19 protein-coding genes are annotated in these 22311 nt (G+C 54.2%); 9 read left to right on the top strand and 10 right to left on the bottom strand.

All coding sequences use genetic code 11. From position 1 onward, the window contains the following. Positions 1-3: 3 nt before the first annotated feature. From PGS25_RS06765 to ptsP, 4 genes are read left to right on the top strand one after another with little or no spacing between them, the layout of a single operon-like run. A complete protein-coding gene (locus PGS25_RS06765) occupies positions 4-171 on the top strand; it encodes a helix-turn-helix domain-containing protein (RefSeq protein WP_118646504.1) in 168 nt (55 codons plus the stop codon). A gap of 20 nt (positions 172-191) precedes the next feature. Continuing rightward, positions 192-812 carry a PHP domain-containing protein gene (locus tag PGS25_RS06760; RefSeq protein WP_270418075.1) on the top strand — a complete coding sequence of 207 codons (621 nt, stop codon included), beginning with the start codon at positions 192-194 and terminating at the stop codon, positions 810-812. A gap of 14 nt (positions 813-826) precedes the next feature. Then, complete coding sequence (locus tag PGS25_RS06755) at positions 827-1084, top strand: HPr family phosphocarrier protein (RefSeq protein WP_270418074.1); 258 nt, start codon at positions 827-829, stop codon at positions 1082-1084. Between the two features lie 12 nt (positions 1085-1096). Continuing rightward, positions 1097-2746, top strand: a complete 1650-nt coding sequence (ptsP, locus tag PGS25_RS06750) for a phosphoenolpyruvate--protein phosphotransferase (RefSeq protein ID WP_270418073.1) — start codon at positions 1097-1099, stop codon at positions 2744-2746. Between the two features lie 54 nt (positions 2747-2800). Here ptsP and PGS25_RS06745 read toward each other — a convergent pair whose 3' ends face one another. From PGS25_RS06745 to PGS25_RS06720, 6 genes are all read right to left on the bottom strand, one after another. Next, positions 2801-4498, bottom strand: coding sequence for a recombinase family protein (locus tag PGS25_RS06745; protein ID WP_270418072.1), 1698 nt, complete (start codon positions 4496-4498; stop codon positions 2801-2803). Between the two features lie 12 nt (positions 4499-4510). After that, positions 4511-4660, bottom strand: coding sequence for a hypothetical protein (locus tag PGS25_RS06740; protein WP_270418071.1), 150 nt, complete (start codon positions 4658-4660; stop codon positions 4511-4513). 99 nt (positions 4661-4759) lie between these two features. Beyond that, complete coding sequence (locus PGS25_RS06735; protein WP_270418070.1) at positions 4760-5956, bottom strand: RecQ family ATP-dependent DNA helicase; 1197 nt, start codon at positions 5954-5956, stop codon at positions 4760-4762. 10 nt (positions 5957-5966) lie between these two features. Beyond that, positions 5967-7553 (bottom strand): hypothetical protein, encoded by a 1587-nt coding sequence (locus PGS25_RS06730; protein WP_270418069.1) that lies wholly within the window; start codon positions 7551-7553, stop codon positions 5967-5969. A gap of 315 nt (positions 7554-7868) precedes the next feature. Further along, positions 7869-8702, bottom strand: a complete 834-nt coding sequence (locus PGS25_RS06725; RefSeq protein ID WP_270418068.1) for a hypothetical protein — start codon at positions 8700-8702, stop codon at positions 7869-7871. Between the two features lie 70 nt (positions 8703-8772). Next, on the bottom strand, positions 8773-10482 hold the full coding sequence (locus PGS25_RS06720) for a hypothetical protein (RefSeq protein WP_270418067.1): 1710 nt from the start codon (positions 10480-10482) through the stop codon (positions 8773-8775). Between the two features lie 250 nt (positions 10483-10732). Between PGS25_RS06720 and PGS25_RS06715 the strand changes: the two genes are divergently transcribed. The 4 genes from PGS25_RS06715 to PGS25_RS06700 all read left to right on the top strand — a co-directional run bounded on the left by PGS25_RS06715 (position 10733) and on the right by PGS25_RS06700 (position 15877). Continuing rightward, entirely contained in the window at positions 10733-11785 is a 1053-nt protein-coding gene (locus tag PGS25_RS06715; protein ID WP_270418066.1) for a hypothetical protein, read from the top strand. A gap of 194 nt (positions 11786-11979) precedes the next feature. Continuing rightward, positions 11980-12189, top strand: a complete 210-nt coding sequence (locus PGS25_RS06710) for an S-layer homology domain-containing protein (RefSeq protein WP_158578270.1) — start codon at positions 11980-11982, stop codon at positions 12187-12189. Positions 12190-12200: 11 nt separating this feature from the next. Next, positions 12201-12905: an S-layer homology domain-containing protein gene (locus PGS25_RS06705; protein WP_270418065.1), complete on the top strand. Its 705-nt coding sequence runs from the start codon at positions 12201-12203 to the stop codon at positions 12903-12905. Further along, entirely contained in the window at positions 12902-15877 is a 2976-nt protein-coding gene (locus PGS25_RS06700; protein ID WP_270418064.1) for an MBL fold metallo-hydrolase, read from the top strand. The genes PGS25_RS06705 and PGS25_RS06700 overlap by 4 nt, the downstream gene beginning before the upstream one ends. Before the next feature lie 106 nt (positions 15878-15983). Here the strand turns inward: PGS25_RS06700 and PGS25_RS06695 are convergent, their stop codons facing one another. The 4 genes from PGS25_RS06695 to PGS25_RS06680 form a co-directional block, all read right to left on the bottom strand. Further along, positions 15984-17615 carry a solute:sodium symporter family transporter gene (locus PGS25_RS06695; RefSeq protein ID WP_117751237.1) on the bottom strand — a complete coding sequence of 544 codons (1632 nt, stop codon included), beginning with the start codon at positions 17613-17615 and terminating at the stop codon, positions 15984-15986. A 115-nt stretch (positions 17616-17730) separates the two neighbouring features. Continuing rightward, positions 17731-18744 (bottom strand): sugar ABC transporter substrate-binding protein, encoded by a 1014-nt coding sequence (locus tag PGS25_RS06690; RefSeq protein WP_270418063.1) that lies wholly within the window; start codon positions 18742-18744, stop codon positions 17731-17733. Between the two features lie 98 nt (positions 18745-18842). Beyond that, the gene (locus PGS25_RS06685) at positions 18843-20021 is read right to left on the bottom strand and encodes a Gfo/Idh/MocA family protein (RefSeq protein ID WP_270418062.1); all 1179 of its coding nucleotides are present in this window, start codon (positions 20019-20021) and stop codon (positions 18843-18845) included. A gap of 34 nt (positions 20022-20055) precedes the next feature. After that, positions 20056-20988, bottom strand: coding sequence for a sugar phosphate isomerase/epimerase family protein (locus PGS25_RS06680; RefSeq protein ID WP_118729058.1), 933 nt, complete (start codon positions 20986-20988; stop codon positions 20056-20058). A 224-nt stretch (positions 20989-21212) separates the two neighbouring features. Here PGS25_RS06680 and PGS25_RS06675 point away from each other — a divergent pair, with 224 nt between their 5' ends. Next, positions 21213-22067 (top strand): helix-turn-helix domain-containing protein, encoded by an 855-nt coding sequence (locus tag PGS25_RS06675; RefSeq protein ID WP_118729057.1) that lies wholly within the window; start codon positions 21213-21215, stop codon positions 22065-22067. The last annotated feature ends 244 nt before the right edge of the window (positions 22068-22311 follow it).

Below are 22311 nucleotides of genomic sequence, written 5' to 3'. Positions count from 1 at the left end.
GACATGCCGTTTATGACCATTCCGGAAGCTGCGGTTTTATGGCACATTTCCGCCGCCGAACTGCGGCAGCTTTGCGAAAACCGTGAGATTCTCGGCGCGGTACGCGTGCATCAGCGCTGGTTTATCCCGGAGGATGCGGCCTGTCCTTCCGAAATCCTTCCCGTATCCTGAACCTTGTCGGAGGTCTTTCCATGGCACAAACCGATCTGCAAATCCACAGCAGCCTGACTGCAGGCGGTGAGCTTTCGCCGCGTGCACTGGCCGAACGCTGCTGTGAGGAACGGCTGACGCTGGCGGCTTTGACCGACCGGCGGGCAGTCAGCGGTGTGCCGGAATGTATCTGGCGCGGCGCACAGCTCGGTGTGCGCATTGTGCCCGGCATTGAACTCGACTGCCGCTGGCGGGAACGGGATTTCCTTACGCTCGGCATCGGCATTGACATCACATGTCCGGCGCTGCTCGAGATTGAGCGGACGCGGAACGATTCGGTGCAGTCGTTTGCAGCCGAGCAGGCGATTCGCACGATTCACGAAGCAGGCGGACTGGCCGTGCTCGTGCCGCCGAATGAGATGGACGACACCTTTCCGGTGGCGGCATTCGACGGCATTGCGGCATACGGCAGCCATATGCAGGCGGACACCGCGCGGTATCTCGCGCTGGCGCGAGAGCACGGGCTGCTCGTCACAGGCGGCAGCGGATTTCTACGCGAAACCCTCCCGCCGCACCGACTCGGTGCGGTGACGTTCGGCGGACACGAAACAGACATTGCAGCGGCAGTCCTTGCCGCGCTCACCCAATCGGAAAAAGAGTAAAAGGAGTTTTTACCATGACAGCATTTGAATATACCATCACGGATTCCATCGGTATCCACGCACGCCCGGCCGGTATGCTGGCGAAGGAGGCCGCAAAATACAAGAGCAAGGTTTTCCTGCACTTCGGTGACAAGAAAGCCGATGCACGCCGCCTGATCGCTATCATGGGCATGGGCATCAAGCACGGCAGCACCGTCTGCGTGGAAGTCGAGGGCGAGGACGAAGCGGAAGCTGCGGCGCAGCTTGAGGCATTTTTCAAGGCGAACCTGTAAGGAGTGAGCGAGATGGAGCAGATTTTCGGCAAGGGCGTATCCAAAGGCGTAGCGGCGGGCCCGATCAGCTTTTACCGTCGTCCGAGCGGTGAAATTCCGCGCCATGAGGTGAGCGACACCGCGGCAGAGATTGAGCGCTTCCGCGCGGCGCGGGAAACCGCCAGGGCACAGCTCGGCGCACTGTACGAAAAGGCACTCGCGGAGGCCGGTGAGGATGCGGCCATGCTGTTCGAGGCGCACCAGATGATGCTGGAGGATCTGGATTTCGTTGAGAGCATCGAGGGCATGATCGAGAACGACCGCGTGAACGCCGAAGCCGCTGTCAGCGACACGGGCGCACAGTTCGCGGAGATGTTCGCGGCGATGGATGACAGCTATATGCAGGCGCGTGCGGCGGATATTCGCGATATTGCGGCGCGTGTTGTCGGCATCCTGACCGGCGAGGGCGAAAGCGGCATCGTATCCGATGTGCCGTGCATCGTGGCGGCGGACGACCTCGCGCCGAGCGAAACCGTGCAGCTCGACAAGTCGCTCATCCTCGGCTTTATCACCTCGGCGGGCTCGGCCAACTCGCACACGGCGATTCTGGCGCGCACGATGGGCATTCCGGCCATTATCAGTGCAGGAGATGCGCTGCAGCCGGAAATGGAGGGCAAGTACGCCATCATTGACGGCCAGACCGGCGAGGCGGTTATCGAGCCGGATGACGCCGAGCGCGAGCGTCTGCTCAAAAAGCAGGCCAAGGAGAAGGCGCTGAAAGAGCTGCTCGATCAACTCAAGGGCAAGCCCAACATGACCAAAGACGGCCGAAATGTGATGGTCTACTGCAATATCGGCTCTCCGGCAGATATTGATGCGGTTCTGCAGAATGACGGCGGCGGCATCGGCCTGTTCCGCTCGGAATTTCTGTACCTGCAGGGCAGCGACTATCCGACCGAGGACGAGCAGTTTGAGGCATACAAGACAGTCGCGGAGCGCATGGGCGGCAAACGTGTCATTATCCGTACGCTGGACATCGGCGCGGACAAGCAGGCGGACTATTTCCACCTCGATAAAGAAGAAAACCCTGCCATGGGTCTGCGTGCCATCCGCATTTGTCTGACCCGTCCGGAGGTGTTCCGCACACAGCTGCGTGCGCTGTACCGCGCATCGGCATACGGCAAAATCGCTATCATGTTCCCGATGATCACCTCGGTCTGGGAGGTACAGGAGATCAAGCGCATCTGCCGCAACATCCGTGCGGAACTCGCGGAGGAAGGTGTGCCGATGGCGGACAAGGTGGAACTCGGCATTATGATCGAGACGCCGGCCGCCGTCATGATGAGCGCAGAGCTGGCACATGAGGTAGACTTTTTCTCGGTCGGTACGAACGATCTGACGCAGTACACGCTGGCGGTTGACCGGCAGGGTGTGGGTCTCGACCGTTTTTTTGACGCGCACCATCCGGCGGTGCTCCGCATGATCCGCATGGCAGCTGAGAACGCGCACAAGGCCGGAATCTGGATCGGCATTTGCGGCGAACTCGGCGCAGACGCGGAGTTGACCGAAACCTTCCTGTCGATGGGTATCGACGAGCTTTCGGTTTCGCCGTCGGCGGTGCTGCCGCTGCGGTCGGCGATTCGCTCGATTGATACGACAACACTGGCTCCGCTGGAATTGTAAAAAAGGATAAAAGCAGTGATGCGCTTCATTTTTGAAGGCAGCATCACTGCTTTTTTATTCCAAATGCCAGCGCACGAGATACGTCGCCGTATACTCACCCTGATAACCGGACCGCGCCCGCTGAAAGCTCATTTGCAGCTGTGAGTTAGAGGTTTGCGTTTCAGATACGATCGGCTCTGCACCGGTGGTGAGGAAAATATCGAGCGAGATATGGGTTTTGCTCTCGTCCGAGTCCACGATGATACGGTCAACGAGCGCCTTGGACATCTCGCGCGAGAATCCGCAGCTCATCTGCCACCGTTCCTCGATGATGCGGCGCAGATTTTCCACCCGTCGGATACGTTCTTCCAGTGTCTTGTCTGCGTTCTGTAGTTCTGTTCGCTGCTGCTCGAGGGCGGCAAGCTGCTCGTTGCAGGTCTCATTGCGCTGCTTGAACTCGTCGTTGGAGAGCGCACCCGCAAGCACCAGATCGAGCAGCTTGTCCTTGCGTTTGGTGACGGTTTCGATTTCCTGCTCGACTTGAGCAAGCGCAGGCGCGTTGTCCTGCCGGGCGGCAAAGGCGCGGAGATTGTCGATGTACTCCTGCACGGCGGCTGAGCGCTCGTCTGTCACCTGCTCGAACACGCGCTCCAAAATGCGGTCCAGCTCGTGACTGTAAACCGTCGGGGAGTTGCAGCCGCCCTGTTTTCCCTTTTCGCGGTACAGTTTGCAGTTCCAGCACTCCATTTCGCCGCGGCTTTTGCTTTTATACACATGCCTGTGGAAAGTTGTGCCGTGCCTGGCACAGATCAGCTTGCCGCTGTAGGCGTAGCGGTTCTGGGATGCCTGCGCGTGCGCCTTCATGGTCTTGCCGCGTGAGGCAAGCAGACGGTTAGCCTGCTCCCACAGTGCTTCGGGCACGATGGCAGGCACACGGTCGTCCTCATGCACGAGCCATTTGTCTGCACTCAAGCGGTAGCTGCGCTTGTCGCGGTAGTCGCGCGAGGCGTACCGCCGACCGGCATAGCAGCCCTTGTATTTCGGGTTGCGTATCATGCCGTACAGCGTGGAGTAGGTAAGCGGCTTGCCCTGCCGTCCGCGTATACCGCGGCTGTCCAGGTCGTTGGCAATGGCGCGAAGACCGAGGTCCCCGGCGGCATAGCGCTCGAACACCTCGCGGACGACGGCGGCTTCCGACTCGACAATCTCCAATCGCCCGTCAACCTTGTTGTATCCGAACAGATTGTTCTGTCCGAGCAGCACGCTGTTCTCCTGCGCCCGCTTAAAGCCGAAGCGCGTGCGCTCGGACAGCTTGCGCACCTCGTCCTGCGCGATGGAGGACATGATGGTGAGCCGCAGTTCGGCATCCTTGTCAAAGGTGTTGATGTTGTCGTTCTGAAAGTACACGCCTACGCCGCAGCGCAGCAGCTCACGCGTGTAGCGCAGGCTGTCGAGTGTATTTCTGGCGAAACGGCTGATTTCCTTGGTGACGATGAGGTCAAAGCGGCCGCGTTTCGCGTCCTCGATCATCTTGAGAAACTGCTCGCGTCCCTCGACAGACGTGCCGCTGATACCCTCATCCACATAGCCTCCGGCGAATGTCCAGTGCGGATTTGCGGCGATATAGTCCTCAAAATAGCGTTTCTGGTTGCCGAGACTGTTGATCTGCTCGTCTTTGTCGGTCGAAACGCGGGCGTAGTACGCCACAGCAAGCTCGGTATCGAAAATACTGCGGCCCTGTGCCTGCATTTCGTCCAGTCTGCGGACGTCCATTGGGCGGCCTCCTTACGGCGTGCTGTGCAGCCGGGTCAGCTTGTCCGTCTGCACATGGCGGACAAAATCGTGCTCGTCGCGGGTGATGCAGCCGCTCCTCAGCATTTCGTCGTTGAGCGCAAGAATCTGGTAGATCTGTGCACACTGAAAGTTGTTGGTCATGGAAATTCCTCCTTCTGGTAGTTAGGATTGCCGTGATGCGGGCGGTTTAATCATTCATACATATAAATATTATATCAATGACAGGCGTGGTTGATACGCTTATCGAAAGTACTTCGTGATACCCTTCCACACCTTGTTCGGCTCGCGCAGAACCTTTTTCAGTGCTTTCAGACGTTTTTTACCGCGGGAAACGGTTTCAGGGTCGCGGCTGCTGTGGATAAGGTTTTTCACCACATATTCATCCGATGGCGCGTAGAGCAGTACGGCGCGCGCCTTTTTTCCGTCGCGTCCGGCGCGGCCGATTTCCTGCGTGTACGCGTCAATGCCGATGGGTAGTCCGGCGTGCACGACCAGACGCACGTCGGGACGGTCAATGCCCAGACCGAAGGCGTTCGTAGCTACGATGATCGGGCGCTTTTTCGTCAGAAAGTAGTCCTGCACGTGGGCGCGTTTGCAGCGTTTCATTTTGCCGTAATAAGCCTTCACTGGATAGTCACGAGAACGCAGCCATTTGGTGGTGCGCTTGACATCCTTGACGCGTGGGCAGTAGATGATCGTGGCACCGTGCTTGCGGTACTTGCGAAGTACATCGTCCAGCAGTCTGAGCCGTGCGTTCTGCAGCTTGCGGGTCTTTCTGGTCTTGCCTTGGACGGTAATTTTCTTGATATAAAGTTTAATATTCTTCCTTGCGATCGGAAACAGCAAGCGTTTCGGGTCGCGCATGCACAGCCGCTCGGCGATGTAGCTGAGGTCGGAGCGCGTAGCGGTCGCGGTGAACGCCAGCACCTGCGGGTGTTCGGGCAGCGATTCGATGAACGGCCCGATACGGCGGTAGTCCTTGCGAAAGCCGTGCTCGACCTGCGGCAGGATATGCGCCTCGTCAACGACCACGCGGCGCACATGCGCGGCGGCAAGTGCGGTGCGCACGTCCTCACGGCGGAGCTGCTCCGGCGCAAGGTAGAGAAGGCCGCCGTTTACGGCAAAGTCTCGCAGAATATCAGCGTGCATGGACGTGCTGAGGTCGGAGTTCAGCAGGGCGGCGTGCACGCCTCTGCGCTCGAGTGCCTGTACTTGATCGCGCTGCAGCGCGCGCAAGGGCGAGAAAACAAGCGTGAGCGAACCCGGCTCATCGAGCAGTGTAGGCAGCTGGTACAGTAATGACTTTCCGCCGCCGGTTCGCAGCCGAACGAGGACATCACGTCCGGCAAGAATCGGTGTCAGTGCGCGTTCCTGTTCCTTGCGCAGACGTTCGATACCGAACGTCTGCAGTGCAGGATATATATCATTGTTATACATTATTGTCCTCCTAGTTACCCGCCGGAACGGCTGGAATGCGGGAATTCGTGAACTTTTTCGTTGGGATTGCAAGATAGCGTCTGCCAGCCCCCTCAGTGTTAATCTTGACCTTTTCAGACGTGCAGAGTGAACGGTCCTTCAATGCCTGTACAACATCTTCGACAAGCTCGGGGCCGACGCCGGCACGCTGCAGCAGACCAGCGAAGCGGTCGGGATGGTAGACCAGCAGCGGCTCGTTCTGATACGTGTACTCGAACGCCGTCGTCTCGGCAAGCTCATCAAGAGACTGCGGCCGCGGACGGATGGCGTCCTTGTAACACTCCGGCTCAAGCAGGAAGGTGACGCCTTTATCAATCGTTTCCGCGCGGGAAAGCTGTGCCTCTTTTGCGACGCGCTCAGCTTCGCCGGAGATGCGGTCGAATGCAGCACGGCTGTTTTCATTGGTCAGCAGAGCGTGGCGGATAAACTGCCGTGCAATGGTAATCCAGCGCTCCGGAAGATTCAGCCGGTAGGCATGTGGATTGCCGGCAAGATCATCAATGGCCTCGGTGAGCGTGCCTGCTGCTCCAGAAATGCAGCACAGCAGCTTGGCGGCTGCAAGGCGAAGACAGTCTGCGTCTGACTCGCGCAGAGAGTGCGCTTGCTTGGGGATAGTGACGGTGTATGCATACGCTGCCGGGAAGGTGCGCGTGGAGATGACGATGGGGAACGCGGCAAACGGGCGTGCCTCGGCGTTGCTGGTGAGCAGTTGAATCCGTGAATGCTGTTCGATCGTGTCGATCAGCAGCTTGCGCGGTGCGTCTCCGATCGGCTCGAGTAGCACGAGCCGCCCGCTTGCGGCGGGGCTGTACACCGGCGGCTGGCTGTTTTCGAGGCGCAGCGTAAGTGGGCGCTCGAACGGCGCAGATGGAGAGCGGAGCAGGTCAACCGTATGGAAGTGTTCCTCGAGGTTTTCGCGAACCGAAAGTGCCTGCGCGTTCGGCAGCGTGAAAACCATGAGGAAATTCGGGACGCTTTCCAGTGTCGATTCGCTCCACACACCTGCGAGCAGTACAGCCTCGAGAACCGGCAGGGCAAGCGGGTCATTCTGCAGCAGCTCGATGAATCGGGATTCGTCGAAAGTACCGAGCGACTTGGCAGCGTGCGTGTTGCTGAGAATATCGGCAAAAAGCGTCTTTTCCGTCGAAAAATCTTTCTCAATGTACGCACGATTGCGGGATAAGGTGTCGCACATCTCGTATACAAGGTCAACCTCTCGGTCGCTGAGATCAAGACCCGGAAAGCGCGGTTTCTTGTCCCATGCGGTCGTGCGGACGGCGTACGATAGACGGAGGTACGGCCAGTATACTGTGATAATTTTCCAACGTACGTGCACATCATCGGACGAAATGCCGACCGCGCCGACCTGCTCGGCGAGAAAGGGCACGCGCATGTCGTTGGCGATCACCGCACCGCGGTTCGTGATGAAGTAATCGCTCGCATCGACACGATCGCAGAGCTTGGCGGGAAATGCGTCGTCGGGCCAGATTTTTTCAAGCAGGACGACAGCGTCAGCCGCATGCGCGGCAAGGGTACGGATAAGCTCTTCTTTGTTCATGATTTTGCTCCTTTTGTGGGGTTGATGATTTGAAAAACGTTTTTCGCTGTTTGTGATTTTATTATACATAATGAAAAAACTCCAATCGAGTTAACGTGCTCACAGCAGGGGAAATATAACAGCTAGTTTTGAAAAAAAGTAAAAATAGATATAATACGATTTTAAATAGAAATATTGTTCGGGAAATGTAATGTGTAATGATATGAGCAGGGAGAAAAGAAGATGTGTGCTCACAGCAGGTAAATTTATGTTATGAAAAAAACGACCGTCTGCACGAGGCAGACGGTCGCAGTGAAAAATAGGAAATGGGAATGTTTAATCATTCGCAAAAGGATCTTGATTCTGGCGAATGGAGTTCCAGTAATCAGCACCTTTTGAAAGATAGTCTTCAGCGCGTGAGATAAGCTGATCAGACGGCAACAAGAACCAACATGAATCAAGCAGTTTGTCTTCTGTGGAAAGCAATATATCGTACATCAGGTTAGTTAGAGTATCTTCTGGATAGAACCATTGGATTGTATGGGTCAGTAATGGAAAATCGGTACCGGACATCTTCAGCGGCAGTTTGTGAGGTACTTGTGCTGCATGTCCTTCATAGTTATCCACATACTGGGGATAAGATTGCGCGGTTTTCAAAAAGTTCTGTGCCCACAGCCAGAGATTTGTAACTTCAGATTCTTCATCTTCGTCCAGAAAAGAATCCCCCGGAAAGTAAACTTCATCAAGTGCAGGTGATGGAGCAGAGACCATCTGCTGTTCCAGAAGATGCGCTGTTACAAAAGCACCGATGAAATAGTCCGCGGTGGAGTAAGATGTGTTTGGATCAGAAGATGCCTTTGGCCAAATGATACGATGAAGACGGGTAAAAAACATCTTGGTACAGGGTCCGGTCACATAGTCATTCGGTTCAAACAGTATCGGAACAGATGGAGGATCCCCTTCAAGCATATCGAGGGCATGTGGCTCACATTGAAACCAGAAGGGGTGGGTATATCCATACGAGTGATGTTGTTTCTTGTGCTCCAGAGACAGCTCGAGTGCGTCAGCGGTAAAATCATTTAGTGCTGCAACAAAAGAGGCAACAGCGGAGGGAAGCTCTTTTCTGGCTGCCTGTGCCTGTTTGCGGTATTTGCTGATTTCTTTGTTCAATGTTTTGTTATCCATCGTTTTGATGGAATTGGCGGTATTTTAAATGATTTCGAATCCGAGAACAATGCACTTAGCGTACAGAAGATATCATCATACTGATGGCTACGTTTTGCAGATTCCAATGCGGTCTGCAGTTTTTGCAAATAAACATGCAGATTGGTATCGGTATCTTTATTGGAATCCGAGGATACTTTTTTAAGCTGGCTTCATTTAAAGTATAGGCCAATCGTCGCGTGATCTCTGGGGAACAAACCAGTTCACGGAATTGGCGTAATGCGGAGAATTGAGGATTTTCTACGAATTCAAGAGTGGAAAAGCAAAGGTAAAATAGTTTGCTGATATTGGTAGGAATATCGTTTTTATGTAGTTGCTTTTTTAAGCTGCAAAGAATCTTGTATCGATCCTCATCATAGCTTGTACAGAAAAAAGAATAATAGAGTTGCTTGTCCAAGTCGGGAGAGAGTGAATGACCACGCTTTTTGAGAAGATTAACGGCAAAGCGGTAATGCTTAAGTCGCTCTTTTGTAGTAAAGCAGTTGTATATCAATGGATCGATTGCGACAGCATCATCGGCGTTTTGAAAGCGGAGAAGTGAATTGCTGTTGCCTTCATCTTGAAATGCGAAACTGTAATACCGATTGGAAAATAGTCGGAGCCATTCTCGCAGCAGCTGAACAAGTTGGAAAAGCGAATAATAGTAATCACGGGTTGCATCTTTGAGATCGTATGAAGTTTCTGTTTGAAGGGCTTCATATAAATCTGTGATATCGTCATAAGAGGTTGGCAAATCCTCGCATACGACCGGAAAATCGTTATAATAGGCCAGAAGATTTTCATAAGAAGTAGAGAAGTCTTGATGAGCAGTCTGAAGATTATCGTATAAATCAAAGTCATCATAGCGTAGCTGATTTTTTTTACATACAATGGAGAAATCCTCATAGTAAGATAGAAGATCCGTATATGAAACGCAGACAGACCTATAGAAGGTTTGCAAGCAATTGTAAATATGTGGAGAATGATCATAATCATCATACAGAGAACGAATAAGTTCGTCACATGTAGAAAGAGAGAAATCATTTCGCTTGCAATGTGCCTGGTAATAACCAAAATATTTTTCAAGTGAATAGACGAAATAGGGGTGCTGTTTCATCAGAGGCAGGAAACAGGCAGGTGATAACATATAGCGCAGATCGCCTTTACGCAGATAGTTGTTATACAGAACGGTTATTGCTTGGAGAAATTCCATGTCCAGCGTTCGCGGCAGGAACGAATTGTCGTCTGTGTCGTTATAATAGCTGTGCAGCGGTTTGCGCCGGAGATTTGACATTTTGATGCTGTCGGATAGGTTGGGGAACAGCCAATCAAAATAGGCTTTGGATTCCAGAATATAGTTATTCGGGGGATCCTTTTCAGTAGTTTGCGGGTGCAGGACAGTGCGAAATTCTTTTATACGGTACTGCTTTTCATATTTTTGAAGCGCAGCCATGATCCAGTCTGTGATGACACAGCTGATCAAAATGTCGTATAAGGATTGTTGTGTTCCGTTAAAAGTTGAGGTTTGTGTGTGCAGAAAAGATAGGAAATTTTTTGTATGTTTCTGCAGATACGGAAATTTTTTTAGTTTTTTATCAAGCCAATTTGGCAGAGTCTTAGCGTTAGATTTAGATGGTTTCCAAGCAAAGAAAAACCGCAGATCATCTTCGACCTCTTGAATATTTTTTCGGAGTTTAAACGATTCGGAAGGGGATAGAAATTGAGGAGTTTCTTTAAATGTAATCATAAGAGTATCACCTCTATATATAAAGTATATTTATTCCAATCCTATAGGATATAAATGATCTATCCATAGGATATTTTCAATTCTCAGTTATAGTATAAACTGACAGGATAGTAATTGCTATATATTTCTATCTTGTATAACAAATATCGTTCTTGAATGATTACTGTTTATTACTGTATTGTTCGGACGATATAACTTTTTATCTGTGCACAACAGTCTGATAAAATTATAAAAGAAGAAGGTATATGAGATGGACATTTATCATTCTATACATACAATCACGTTACAGCGGAAGATTCCGCTTGAGGAAGTAAGCAGCTATCGCAGTCTGCTGTATGGCTTGTCTGACAGATATGGAACAGGCAGCTATCGAAAATCAGAAAATGAATACTATTTTTACATGTACGCACCGCAGGGCGTGATTATCAACCTGCGGGCCGCACGAAACTGCGGTTTTATCAAATTAACAATCAATCTCAATTCGCTGCTCTATATGGAGATACAGAGAGTAGCATTATTTAGCCCGTGCCGAGATTATATGAGAACACTGGACTGCAATCTGCGCGATATACTGCGGGATGCACAGCTCGGCGCACCGGAGACCTTCATGTTTGCGCGGGTGGATTTCAGTGTGAACGCCCAAACGCCGGACCCGCTCGCTTATATCGCGCTGGCACACAGAGGCGGTGTGCCGAACGGTTTTAAACAGACCTATCCGCGGTTTGACAACAAAAAGCGGAATAAAACGATTCATTACGCCTATTCCTACGATTTAAAGCACAACACAGAGGAATATGCTGTCTTGCTGTACTCCAAGGCAGATCAGCTGCGGGACGATTACAATGCGCAGTTCACCGACTATCAGGATGCGCAGGGCATGCTCCGGTTTGAGGCAAAATACGGAGTCGCCATGCTGCAAAAGCACTTCGGGATAACCAATCTAAATTATTCACCGGAATTGCTGCATCGATTTCTGCAGGAATCTCCGTGTATCCTGTGCAAAGCTATGCAGGACTGCTTTCCGGCGGGAACATATTACTCGCTTGCGGCGGTGCAGGAGCAGCTTGCCCAAGTGGGAAAATCCGTGCAGAGGGAGCGGCTGGGCACATGGATTGCGCAGACCTCACGCATGGGCAGCGCCTGCAAGGCACGCCGTGCGCTTTGCGCGGAACTTTCCGGCTCGCAGTATGCCGCACTGATGGTCTATCAGCGCACGAGCGGGATCAACCCGGTGACGATCGGTCGTGCATGGAAACGGAAGGCGCTGCCGAGTCTGCAGAGCGTGTTCGGCTTTGCCGAATAACCGGGGGATCTAACAATCGGACAACGAATCCCATAGGAATCGTACAACACAGAACGCAGGCAGGCGAAACTCTTGCGTATCGTGCAACAATTCTGGCTTTTCTTCATTTTCGCTTTGGTACGAACACGGTACAATAATGCCAGTAGGGAAACCGATGAAATTCAGCCGACACGAGTAAAGAAGGGAGAATGAAAATGAAACGCAAACGGATATGTGCATGGTTTATCACTGTGGCAATGCTGCTGACGATGCTGCCGTCAGCTTTTGCCGTATCATTTGCGGACACCCGCGGACACTGGGCGAAAGACGAGATCAACCGCTGGAGCGACCGCGGTGTCATTCAGGGCCACGACGGCGATTTTGAGCCGAACAGCCCGATAACAAGAGCAGATATGCGGTTATAATAGACCGCGTAATGGACTACCAGACTAAGGCGGAGAACAACTTCGCTGATCTGGGTACGGCGTACTACACGGACCCGATTCTGCGTGTAGCGCAGGCGGGCATTATGCAGGGTGACGGCAAAAATGTCCGCCCGAAGGACAAGATCACCCGTGAAGAGGCGGTCAGCATGCTGGCACGTGCACTGTCGGTAACAGTGGGCGGCAGCTCGACGAATTTTGCGGATAACAGCCGCATTTCCTCGTGGGCAATGTCAAACGTGGCAGCGTTTGCGGAGAACGGCTACATCGCAGGCCGCAGCGGCAACCGCTTTGAGCCGAAGGCGAATATCACCCGCGCAGAGGTCGTCAAACTGCTCGATAACATGGTTTCGGATTACATCACCGAATCCGGCACGGCAACGCCCAAGGGTACCGGTATTGTCATCGTCAAGACGTCTGGCGTTACACTGAACAAGACTAAGCTGAGCGGTACGGTTGTTCTCGGCGGCAAGGCCGGCGAAGTGAAGGCGACCGACTGCGAGATCACCGGCAAGGTCGTTAAGATCCACAACTCCACGCTGGTGACCAGCGGCAGCACGAGCACGGGAGGCTCGGCCGGCGGTTCTTCCGGCGGTTCCTCCGGTGGCGGCTCGTCTGCACCGGCAGCACCGAGTGCATACCCGCTCCCCAAGGTCAAGAGACCTCCAAGAACCTGGGCGTATTCAACTACGACATGACTTATTTCGTCACGCTGACTGCACAGGATGGCGCAGACATTTATTACGAGGTCGCGGAAGGTGCGGACAAGGCAGCCGTTCCGACCACGGCAAGCAAAAAGTTTGAAACCTACCAGTACCGCCAGATAGAGATCACCCAGCCGACCGCAAGCGCGGAAGGTCCGGTCACCAAGACCTATAACGTCAAGGCGATCGCGGTGCAGAACGGCAGGACCAGCAGTGTTGCAAACTGGAATTATGATGTTACCAGCATTCCGCACCACGAGCTGAAGGTAGGCGCACCCCAAGGATTGGACGGCAACGAGGTTCCGGACGTAACGCTCATTCAGGATTACGACAGCGATAAGATGTATCTGGTGCAGGGTGCCAAGCGCGCAATGGTTCTGGATGCCGGCTACTTTGACGCAGACGACGCGGCCAATCTGTACGAGACCGCACGAGAGATCGTCGGCGAAGGCAAGCCGATCGACCTGATTATCGGTCACCCGCATCCCGACCACGTGCAGATGACGCACCAGTTCCTGTGCGCAGAAAACAAGGCGCTGGGCGCTAAGGTTTATGTCAATGAGCGTGGTATCGAGGTTCTGCGTGATTATGTCAAGCGGTTTGGCGTATCGTCGAAAATGTTTGCGGATGAGGCTGCAGCAAGCGAAGCTTACGACGCACAGCTGGAAACCCTGAAAAACGGTGACGTTTACGACATGGGCGGCACCAAGTTTAACGTGATCGAGCTGCCGGGCCATCAGGTAGCAGGCATCATGCTGTTTGATACCGCGACCGGCAACCTGTTCACGACCGACCAGATCGGCAACAACCGTGCACACATCATGGATTCGTTCTGGATGCAGTTCGCAAACCTGTCTTCGACGTTCTTCGCAGACTCGATGGACGTTTACCTGTCCTCGCTTCAGATCGCACTGGAGCGCGTTGACAGCCTCGGCACGGTAAAGCGCATTCTCACCGGTCATAACGATGTTGTACTGGACGGTACGGCAAGCTATCTGGATATCCTGCAGACGGCTGTACAGAAGGTTGTTGATGAGGGCACAGATGCTATGACGCCTACTCTGCGCACGCTGGACAGCATTAACGGCTACCTCGAGAACACCAAGACCGTGGTCGTCGGCGACCGCCTGAAGGACATCAACTGGGTCGGCATCAATGTCAACCTGCAGAATTACCTGTCCGACGGCTATCGCAACGGCAACGAAGATAAGATTGCAGACCTGTCCAATCTGTCCGTACACAAGCAGGGCGAGAAGGGCAATCTGCTGTGGAACGACCCGAATTTCGGCATCAATGTAAACTGGCAGTACCCGACGGACGGCACCAAGCCGACCTGCAAGACCACGACCAGCTTTGTCGCTGAGGTGGACGAGAATACGACCTCGATCGAGATCGTTCCGACCGCAGCTTCCTCCGGTGCGAAGATTACCGTGAACGGCAATGCAGTAGAGTCCGGCAAGGCTTATCAGGGCACACTCACCGGCGGTACTACGCGCTTCGTTATCAAGGTAACGGCGAAGAACGGTTCGGACAGCAAGACCTATACACTGAACGTCAGCAAGAAGAACAGCAATCAGGTCGCAGCACCGTACACCTACACGGATTATGACAGCTATACCGACCCGTACTATCCGGATACGCCGGGCAACTTTACGGTAACGCAGTACATAGCGCTGTTCTCGGATACCGAGGGTGCTGAGATCAAGTACACAGTAGATGGTTCTGACCCCAAGACTTCGGATACGGCGAAGGTTTTTGATCAGACCAAGTTCAAGGCTGATTCTGGTTTCGGCGGTGCAGAAGTGAAAGAACTGATCACCATCGGTGCAGATACGGATAACTGGGACGGTACTGCAAAGCAGACCAAGGTAGAACTGAAAGCCTATGCCTCCAAGGCAGGCATGGAGGACAGTGAAGTCGTAACCTTTACTTACACGATCGACCGCATGTCCAAGATGGAGCACAAGAGCCGTCTGATGTACGATATGGACAGCATGAAGGTTTGGAGCGTCATTGATTACGACAGCGATAAAATGTATCTGATCAAAGGCTCTAAGGGCGCACTGCTGATCGACGCAGGCATGGCACCGGAAGGCGCAAACAACCTGTATGAATACTGTAAGCAGTTGGCAGGTACGGATAATATTGATGTTTACATTTCGCATGGTCATCCGGATCATACCACGCAGCTGGGCGATTTCGTTCAGGCAGGCCGCAAGGTCTACATCAACGAAAAGGATATCCCGATGGCGCTGCAGTATGTGAACGACAAGACCGTAACGGCAGGCGACTTTACCTGCATCAGCGAAGGCTATCAGTTTGACCTCGGCGGCGTTGTGCTGGATAACTACGACATTCCGGGACATACGCCGGGCTGCATGATGCTGCTCGACAAGGCACACAACATTCTTTATTCGTCCGATCAGCTGGGCTGTAACCGCCGCAGCGTTGCAGATTCGCTGACTCTGATAAATAATGACGTTCGCGTACTGCTTTCAAGCCTGCGCATCTTCCGCGATAAGGTAACTGCACTGGCGGAAGCGGGCGAGATCGACCTCGACAAGCTGGTCGTCTGGAGCGGCCATGATGACTACGAGATTCACGATCTGCTCGGTCATCTGGATACGCTGATCACCGCCGCACAGAACATCGTGGACTACGGTCCGGCAACCGCGATGCGCGTTTCGGTACGCAATACCGGCGGCTCGGACGGCGCTTCTTTCGCGGGCGACCGTTATGCAAACGGCGGCACCGGACACTTCATCTGCATGAACGGCAGCAAGGCGAACGTTCTGGCAGGCGAGGATTACACCGCAGTAGACGAACTGGACAAGAAATACCGTTCGGACTATTCGGGCGGCATGTCCGGTGCAAGCCGCGCTGTGCAGGGCATATGTGTCCGTGCGCTGGCCATGAGCGGCGATACGCTGTTCCGGTTCTTTGAGCGGTTTGATCAGCTGGTGTGAGCAATAACAAAAGGCTCCTGTGTCACAAGACACAGGAGCCTTTTGCACCACTGCGGAGGGACACAGCGGCGCTGTCTAACGGCAGCAGTGCACGGGGAGTCGGACGTTATGCACCAATGCCGAGAGGCGAAAAGATAAGGTACATGATCGCAACAACTGCCGCACCGGCAATCGCCCAGACCTTGCCGCTCTTCCAGGGGGTCATATCCATGACCTTGGCATCCGGCATCTCCCACGCCAGCTGACGCGGACTTACCTTGATACAGATTGCATAGATGATGCACTCGAGGACGAACAGCGCGAATACAACGTACAGATAGTGGAACCGGCTGAAGAACGGGATGACCTTGGTCAGACCGTACAGCACGATGTGGACCGGAATAACAATCTTTGGGGCGATGGCAGGCGCCTTTTTGCTCAGCAGACCGAACAGAACAGCGGTCAGCAGCGGCATGGAGAAGAAGCCCCAGCACTCATTGATGAAGTTCATAATGCCGGTGCCGAAGAACATAACGAACGGTGCAATGGCGATGGAAACCACGCCGACAACCGTACCGAAGATCTGGCCGACCTTAACGACCTTGTTGTTGGAGGCCTGCTTGCCCCAGATGGGCTGCCAAACGTTCAGCGTGAAGATAGTGGATGCGGAGTTCAGCACCGAGTTGAACGAGGACAGGATCGCGCCGAACATAACGGCTGCAAAGAAGCCCATCAGCGGCTTGGGCAGCACTTTCATAACGAGAAGCGGGTACGCCTGGTCAGCCGCCATGCCGACCGAGGTGTCCATCTGGCCGTTTGCAGCCAGCAGCTGGAACGCGATGATGCCCGGCAGAACGATGACAAATACGTCAAGGCACTTGAAGAAGCCGGCCCAGATCGCGCCCTTCTGGCTCTCAGCGAGGTTTTTGCCGCCGAGCGAACGCTGGATGATGGACTGGTTGGTCGCCCAGTAGAACAGGTTGTTGACGAACATACCGGTCAGCAGCAGCGGCCACGGTACTTCCGGCGGAAGTGCATTCGGCGCGGACCATGCGTTCATCTTTTCCGGCGTTGCGGAGATGAGGTGATCCAGACCGGCCATGAAGCCGCCGCCGTCCAGCTTGCCGAGGGCAAGAATGCCGAGGATCGGGATAGCGAAGCCGCCGATGATCAAACCGACGCCATTGATGGTATCCGAGTAGGCAACGGCTTTCAGGCCGCCGAATACTGCGTAGCACATACCGATGATGCCGGTGCCGATGCAGATGATGGTGATGGCGCTGAAATAGCTGATGCCGAACATACTCTCGAGGTCGAAAATCTTAACCAGTGCGACCGCACCCGAATACAGGATGGTCGGCAGCATAGTAACGACATACGCGATCAGGAACAGCAGCGAGAACAGGCGCATGGTGAAGGTATCGTAGCGCATCTCGAAGAACTCCGGGATGGTTGCGATGCCGCCGCGCAGCAGCTTGGGCAGGAACACGAACGCCAGCACGATCAGCGCGAACGCCGAGGTGGCCTCCCATGCCATCGTACTCATGTTGCCCGCAAACGCCTGTCCGTTCGTGCCGACAAGCTGTTCTGCGGAAAGGTTGGTCATCATCAGAGAACCGGCGATAACGATGCCGGGCAGTCCGCGTCCTGCGAGGAAGTAGCCTTCCTTGGTGGACAGGTCGTCATCGCGTGTTTTCCACCACGAGAGCACCGCGACAAGCACGGTGAACGCGATAAAGGTTGCGACAGTAAATGCCATTTTGTTGTTTTCCCCCTTGTTTTTTTTACTGTGTGGGCTGATTTTTGGGCGCGGAAAACCGCCTCCCCCTTTTGAAGAGGCGGTTTTCCGCGGTATTTCGTTGGTGCGAGTTTGATTAAGAGGTTCCCAGGCGCTTTTCTACCTCAGCGCGGCGTTCTGCGGCGTTGTCAGCCGTTACAACGGTAGCATCAGTTGCAATGAACTCATCCAGCTTTTTGCCGTTGAGCGCATCGACTGCGGCCTGCACGCCGAGATAACCAACATCGTAGCCGTCAACGGCGACGGTCATGGTCTCCTGACCGGCAAGAATAGCATCAATGCCCGCCAGATTGCCGCCGACGCCGACAAAGATGGTGTTCTTGTACGCCGGAAATGCGGCTGCTGCACGAGCGGCACCGGCTGCCATATCATCGTTGTTCGCTACGATGATGGATACGCCCTCCGGATGTGCCTGAATGATGGCCTCCATGCAGGTAACGGCCTTGTCCGCTACGCTGTCTGCGTACTGCGTTTCCGCAGAGAGATACTCGCCGCCAGCTTCTGCAATGCCCTGCTTAAAGCCTGCAATGCGTGCCTCCGAGGTGGAGTCGCCCTGCACACCCATGATGCCGATGGCGGTAATCTTATCCCAGCCCTTATCCTTTGCCGCCTCAACAGCGGCCTTGCCGCCCATTGCGGCCAGCTCCTCGTTATTGAAGCCGACAAAGCTGAGCACCTTGTCCGAGTCGATGGCGGTATCAATCGCCACGATTGGCAGGTCGGTATTTGCAATTTGTGTTGCAACGGTTTCCGCCTGAAGCGGCGCAACCACCATTGCATCACAGTCGTTCGCGCTGAGCGTGGTTTCAATCATGGAAAGCTGCTCGTCATATGCGGTCTCCGAGCTTGCACCCAGAACATCAACGGTCACGCCCAAATCCTTGCCGGCCTGCTTGCAGCCGTTGCCGACATACTGCCAGTACTCGGATGCGAGCGTTTTCAGAATGACCTTGATATGGTAATCCTGCTGTGTGGTCTGGTCGGCCGTGTCACCGCCGCTATTTGTCTGTGCGGTGTTGCCGCCGCAGCCTGCGAGTGCGCTCATCAGCATTGCACTGGACATCAATACAGCAAGTAATCTCTTTTTCATAATCTTTTTCCTCCAAAATCAGTTCTTTATCTTTTTTCTTTACTTTTGAGAGAGTTGCCGGAGAGAAGAGAGAGGTGCTGAGGAAAGAAAGTTGATTTTTACTCGTAATCGACCCAAGCAGAGCCGTTATTTGCGGATTCTACGCACTTTTCAATCCACTTGATGCCCTGTGCGCCGGCCTTGACATCCGGATACCAGAAGTCGCCGTAAGCGCCCTTGTCCGCGTCAGCCATAGCGACTGCGAAACGTGCATACAGGTTGCTCCACGCCTCGAACAGACCCTCGGCATGGCCGCCGCCGATACGATCCTCGACACGCGCCTCGTCGGTCAGGTAACCTGCGCCGCGCTCGAGCACGCGGGACGGCTCACCCTCGATCTCGTACAGCATCTGGTTCGGGCGCTCGTCATCCCACTCGAGAGATGCCTTGGAGCCGACCACGCGGATTTTGTGGTAGTGGCGTGCGCCGCTGTTGATCGAGCTTGCCCAGCAGTAGATCTGCGCGCCTGCCTGTACGTTCTCGCTGCCCTTGAGGTTCATAATAACGAAGGCGTTGTCCTCCAGCTCACGACCCTCAACGAAGGAACGCTTGGTGCACATCAGGTTGTCGATCTTCATATCCGGGATCATCGCCTCGATGATGAACAGCGGGTGCGTGCCGACATCACCGAGTGCGAACGACGGACCTGCCTTGGACGGGTCAAAGCGCCACTTTGCGGACGGAACCTTGTCCTCGATCTTGAAGTTGTAGCCGCCGAACGCGAAACTCATGTTGATAACGCGGATCTCACCGAGATCGCCGTTTTTGATCATCTGGCGCGCCTGCTGGATCAGCTGATGGCCGGAGTAGCCGTAGGTCACGCCGACAACGCGGTGCTTTTCTTCCGACAGCTTGACCAGCTCGTCTGCCTGCTCGGAAGTGAAGCACAGCGGCTTTTCGCAGACAACGTGCAGACCGGCCTCGAGAGCAGCCTTGCAGACTTCGTAATGCATGCCGTTCGGCGTTGCGATGGACACCGCCTGTACACCGTCCGGACGCTTGGCCTCCTCAGCGAACATGGTCTTGTAATCCGGATAGCAGCGGTCTGGGTCAACGTGCAGCTGCTTGCCGAAGTCCTTGCCGCGCTCGGGATCGATGTCGAACGCACCGGCAACCAGTTCAAAGTTGAAGTCGCGCAGTGCAGCCGAGCGATGGATGTAGCCGATCTGGCTGCCACGACCGCCGCCGACCATGCCCCAGCGAATGGGATTTTCTACTCGTTTTTCACCGTAATACATCGAAGAAACCTCCTGTAATTATATCATATTCTTGTTAAATCTCGTAGCCGACCGACTTGAGATAATCAACGCTTGCCTTAACGTCGCGCAGACTGGTATCCGAGTTGCGCGGATCGCGCTCCTGCTCGATGGTGATGTAGCCGGCGTAGCCGATATCGCTCAGTGCCTGCTTGATCGCCGGATAGTCGAGCGAACCGGTTCCGATCGGGCACATCGCACCCTTGCCGCAGCCGTCAAAGAAGCGGATGCGCTCGCCGAGCACCTGACGGTAAACGGTTTCGTTTACGTCTTTGAAGTGGACGTAATCCAGCTTATCGGCGTACTTTTTGAGGTACTCCACCGGGTCCATGTGAGAGTAATACAGATGACCGGTATCCAGACACAGACCGGCGACCTCATACGGGATATCGCGCACGACCTTTGCAATCTCGTCGGAAAATTCAATGTAGCCGCCCGCGTGCGGATGGATGACTGGGCGCACACCCCATTTGTTCGCGCGTTCACATACAGCGCGGACGTTGCCCATGAATCGCGCCCATTCCTCATCGGAAAGACGCGGCGCGGTGTCCGGATGGCCTGCGGCGTAGTCGCGCTCATCGTGTCCCCAGTCCATAACGGTCATGTACGGCGTGGGGAACTTCTGGCCGTCGTGGGTTTTGAGCACCGGCAGCTTCGGGTCGGTGATCAGGCGGCAGATGTCGTCAACCGCGTGCAGCACGCTCTCCTGATTGTCCGCGTCGAGCAGATCATGGAAAATGGTGCCTGCCACGATGGCAAGACCGTTCTTTCGAAGCTCGTTGGCTACTAGCTCTGCGTCAATCGGCAGGTAGCCGTAGGGGCCAAGCTCGATGGCGCTGTAACCGGCTTTACCGGCTTCCTCCAGTACGCGCGTCCAGGGCGGTAAATACGGATTCTTGGGGTCGTCCACACCCCAGCAACAGGGTGCACCACAGATTTGAATGCTCATAATCGAAAACTCCTTTCGCTGTTTCTGTGAAGTTTTTGTTCTTTTTGATGGTTTTATTATACTATTTCGAGTGGTAATGTGTTTCTTTGTTCTTGCGTTTTGTTTTGTGAAAAATCTCGAAATATTGCACAAAAAGCAGGGGTGTCAATTTGGTTTATACGGATTCTTGCGGTCTGCGCAAAAATACGATATACTATACCCATATTCACACAGGGGGAAAGAGCATGGCGGAAGAAGTACGTTTTGTATCCGGTCAGATGCCGAGTCTGCTGTACGCCACCAAGCAGATCGTAGCGGCATCGACTATCACACGCGCCATCCATCGGCATGAGCGGTTCACGGAAATGCTGTATGTTTATCAGGGTGCCGGACAGTACATCGCAGGCGGCTACAGCTATCCGATCCGCACGGGGGATATCTTACTATATAATCAAGGCGATCTGCATGAAGTCACCTCGTCCCTGCAACACGAGATCGGTACGTTCTGCTTTGGCATTTCCGGTCTGCAGCTGTGCGGACTGCCGGAAGGGCATTTCACCAAGGCAGAAAACGGATTTGTGCGTCCGGCGATGGACGAGATTGACCACATGCAGTCGCTCAGCGAACTGATTTACGAGCACGCGGAACGGAGAACGTCCTACTCGGATGAAATCGTCGCACAGCTGCTGCCTGCGCTGGTGCTCCTGTCGGCCAATCTGCCGCCGGATGCGCGCGCCGCCGATCAGCCGCATAATCTGGTGCTGGCGAACCGTATCCGGCAGTACATCGGCACGCATTTTACCGAGCAGCTGACGCTCGAGGATATTGGAGAGGCGATGTCCATGTCGCCGTATCATCTGGCGCATATCTTTAAGGAGATCACCGGTATGTCGCCCATCCATTATATGATACGCTGCCGTGTCGGTGAGGCGCAGAACCTGCTCATTTCGACCGATTACAGCGCAACGCAGATTGCCGCTATTGTCGGATATACCAATGTCAATCACTTCAACGCCATTTTTGCGAAGCTGGTCGGTCTGCCGCCGATTCGGTATCGCAGGAAGTATCTGGAGAATATGCAGGGCAGCAGACTGCAGTAGCGCAGTACCGCAACAACCGACTTTTCGTTGATATATTATCTATATATAACGGAAAGGAGGGAGAATCGTGGCGGGAAAGTGCTTTATTTGCTCCTGCTGCGGAAAAAGCAAACCGAGCATGCAGCGTATCCTTCTCGGCGGGGATGCGCTTTGCTATGCCTGCGTCGAGGAGTACACCACACTCTGCGACCGCTGCGGTGAGCGGGTGTACCGCAGAGATGCTCTACAAGTCAATAGTCGCACA

Origin of the sequence: Butyricicoccus sp. AM78-15b2TA (assembly GCF_027665985.1) — a bacterium.
Lineage (GTDB): Bacteria > Bacillota > Clostridia > Oscillospirales > Butyricicoccaceae > Agathobaculum > Agathobaculum butyriciproducens.
This window is presented reverse-complemented; position numbering and strand designations above follow the sequence as displayed.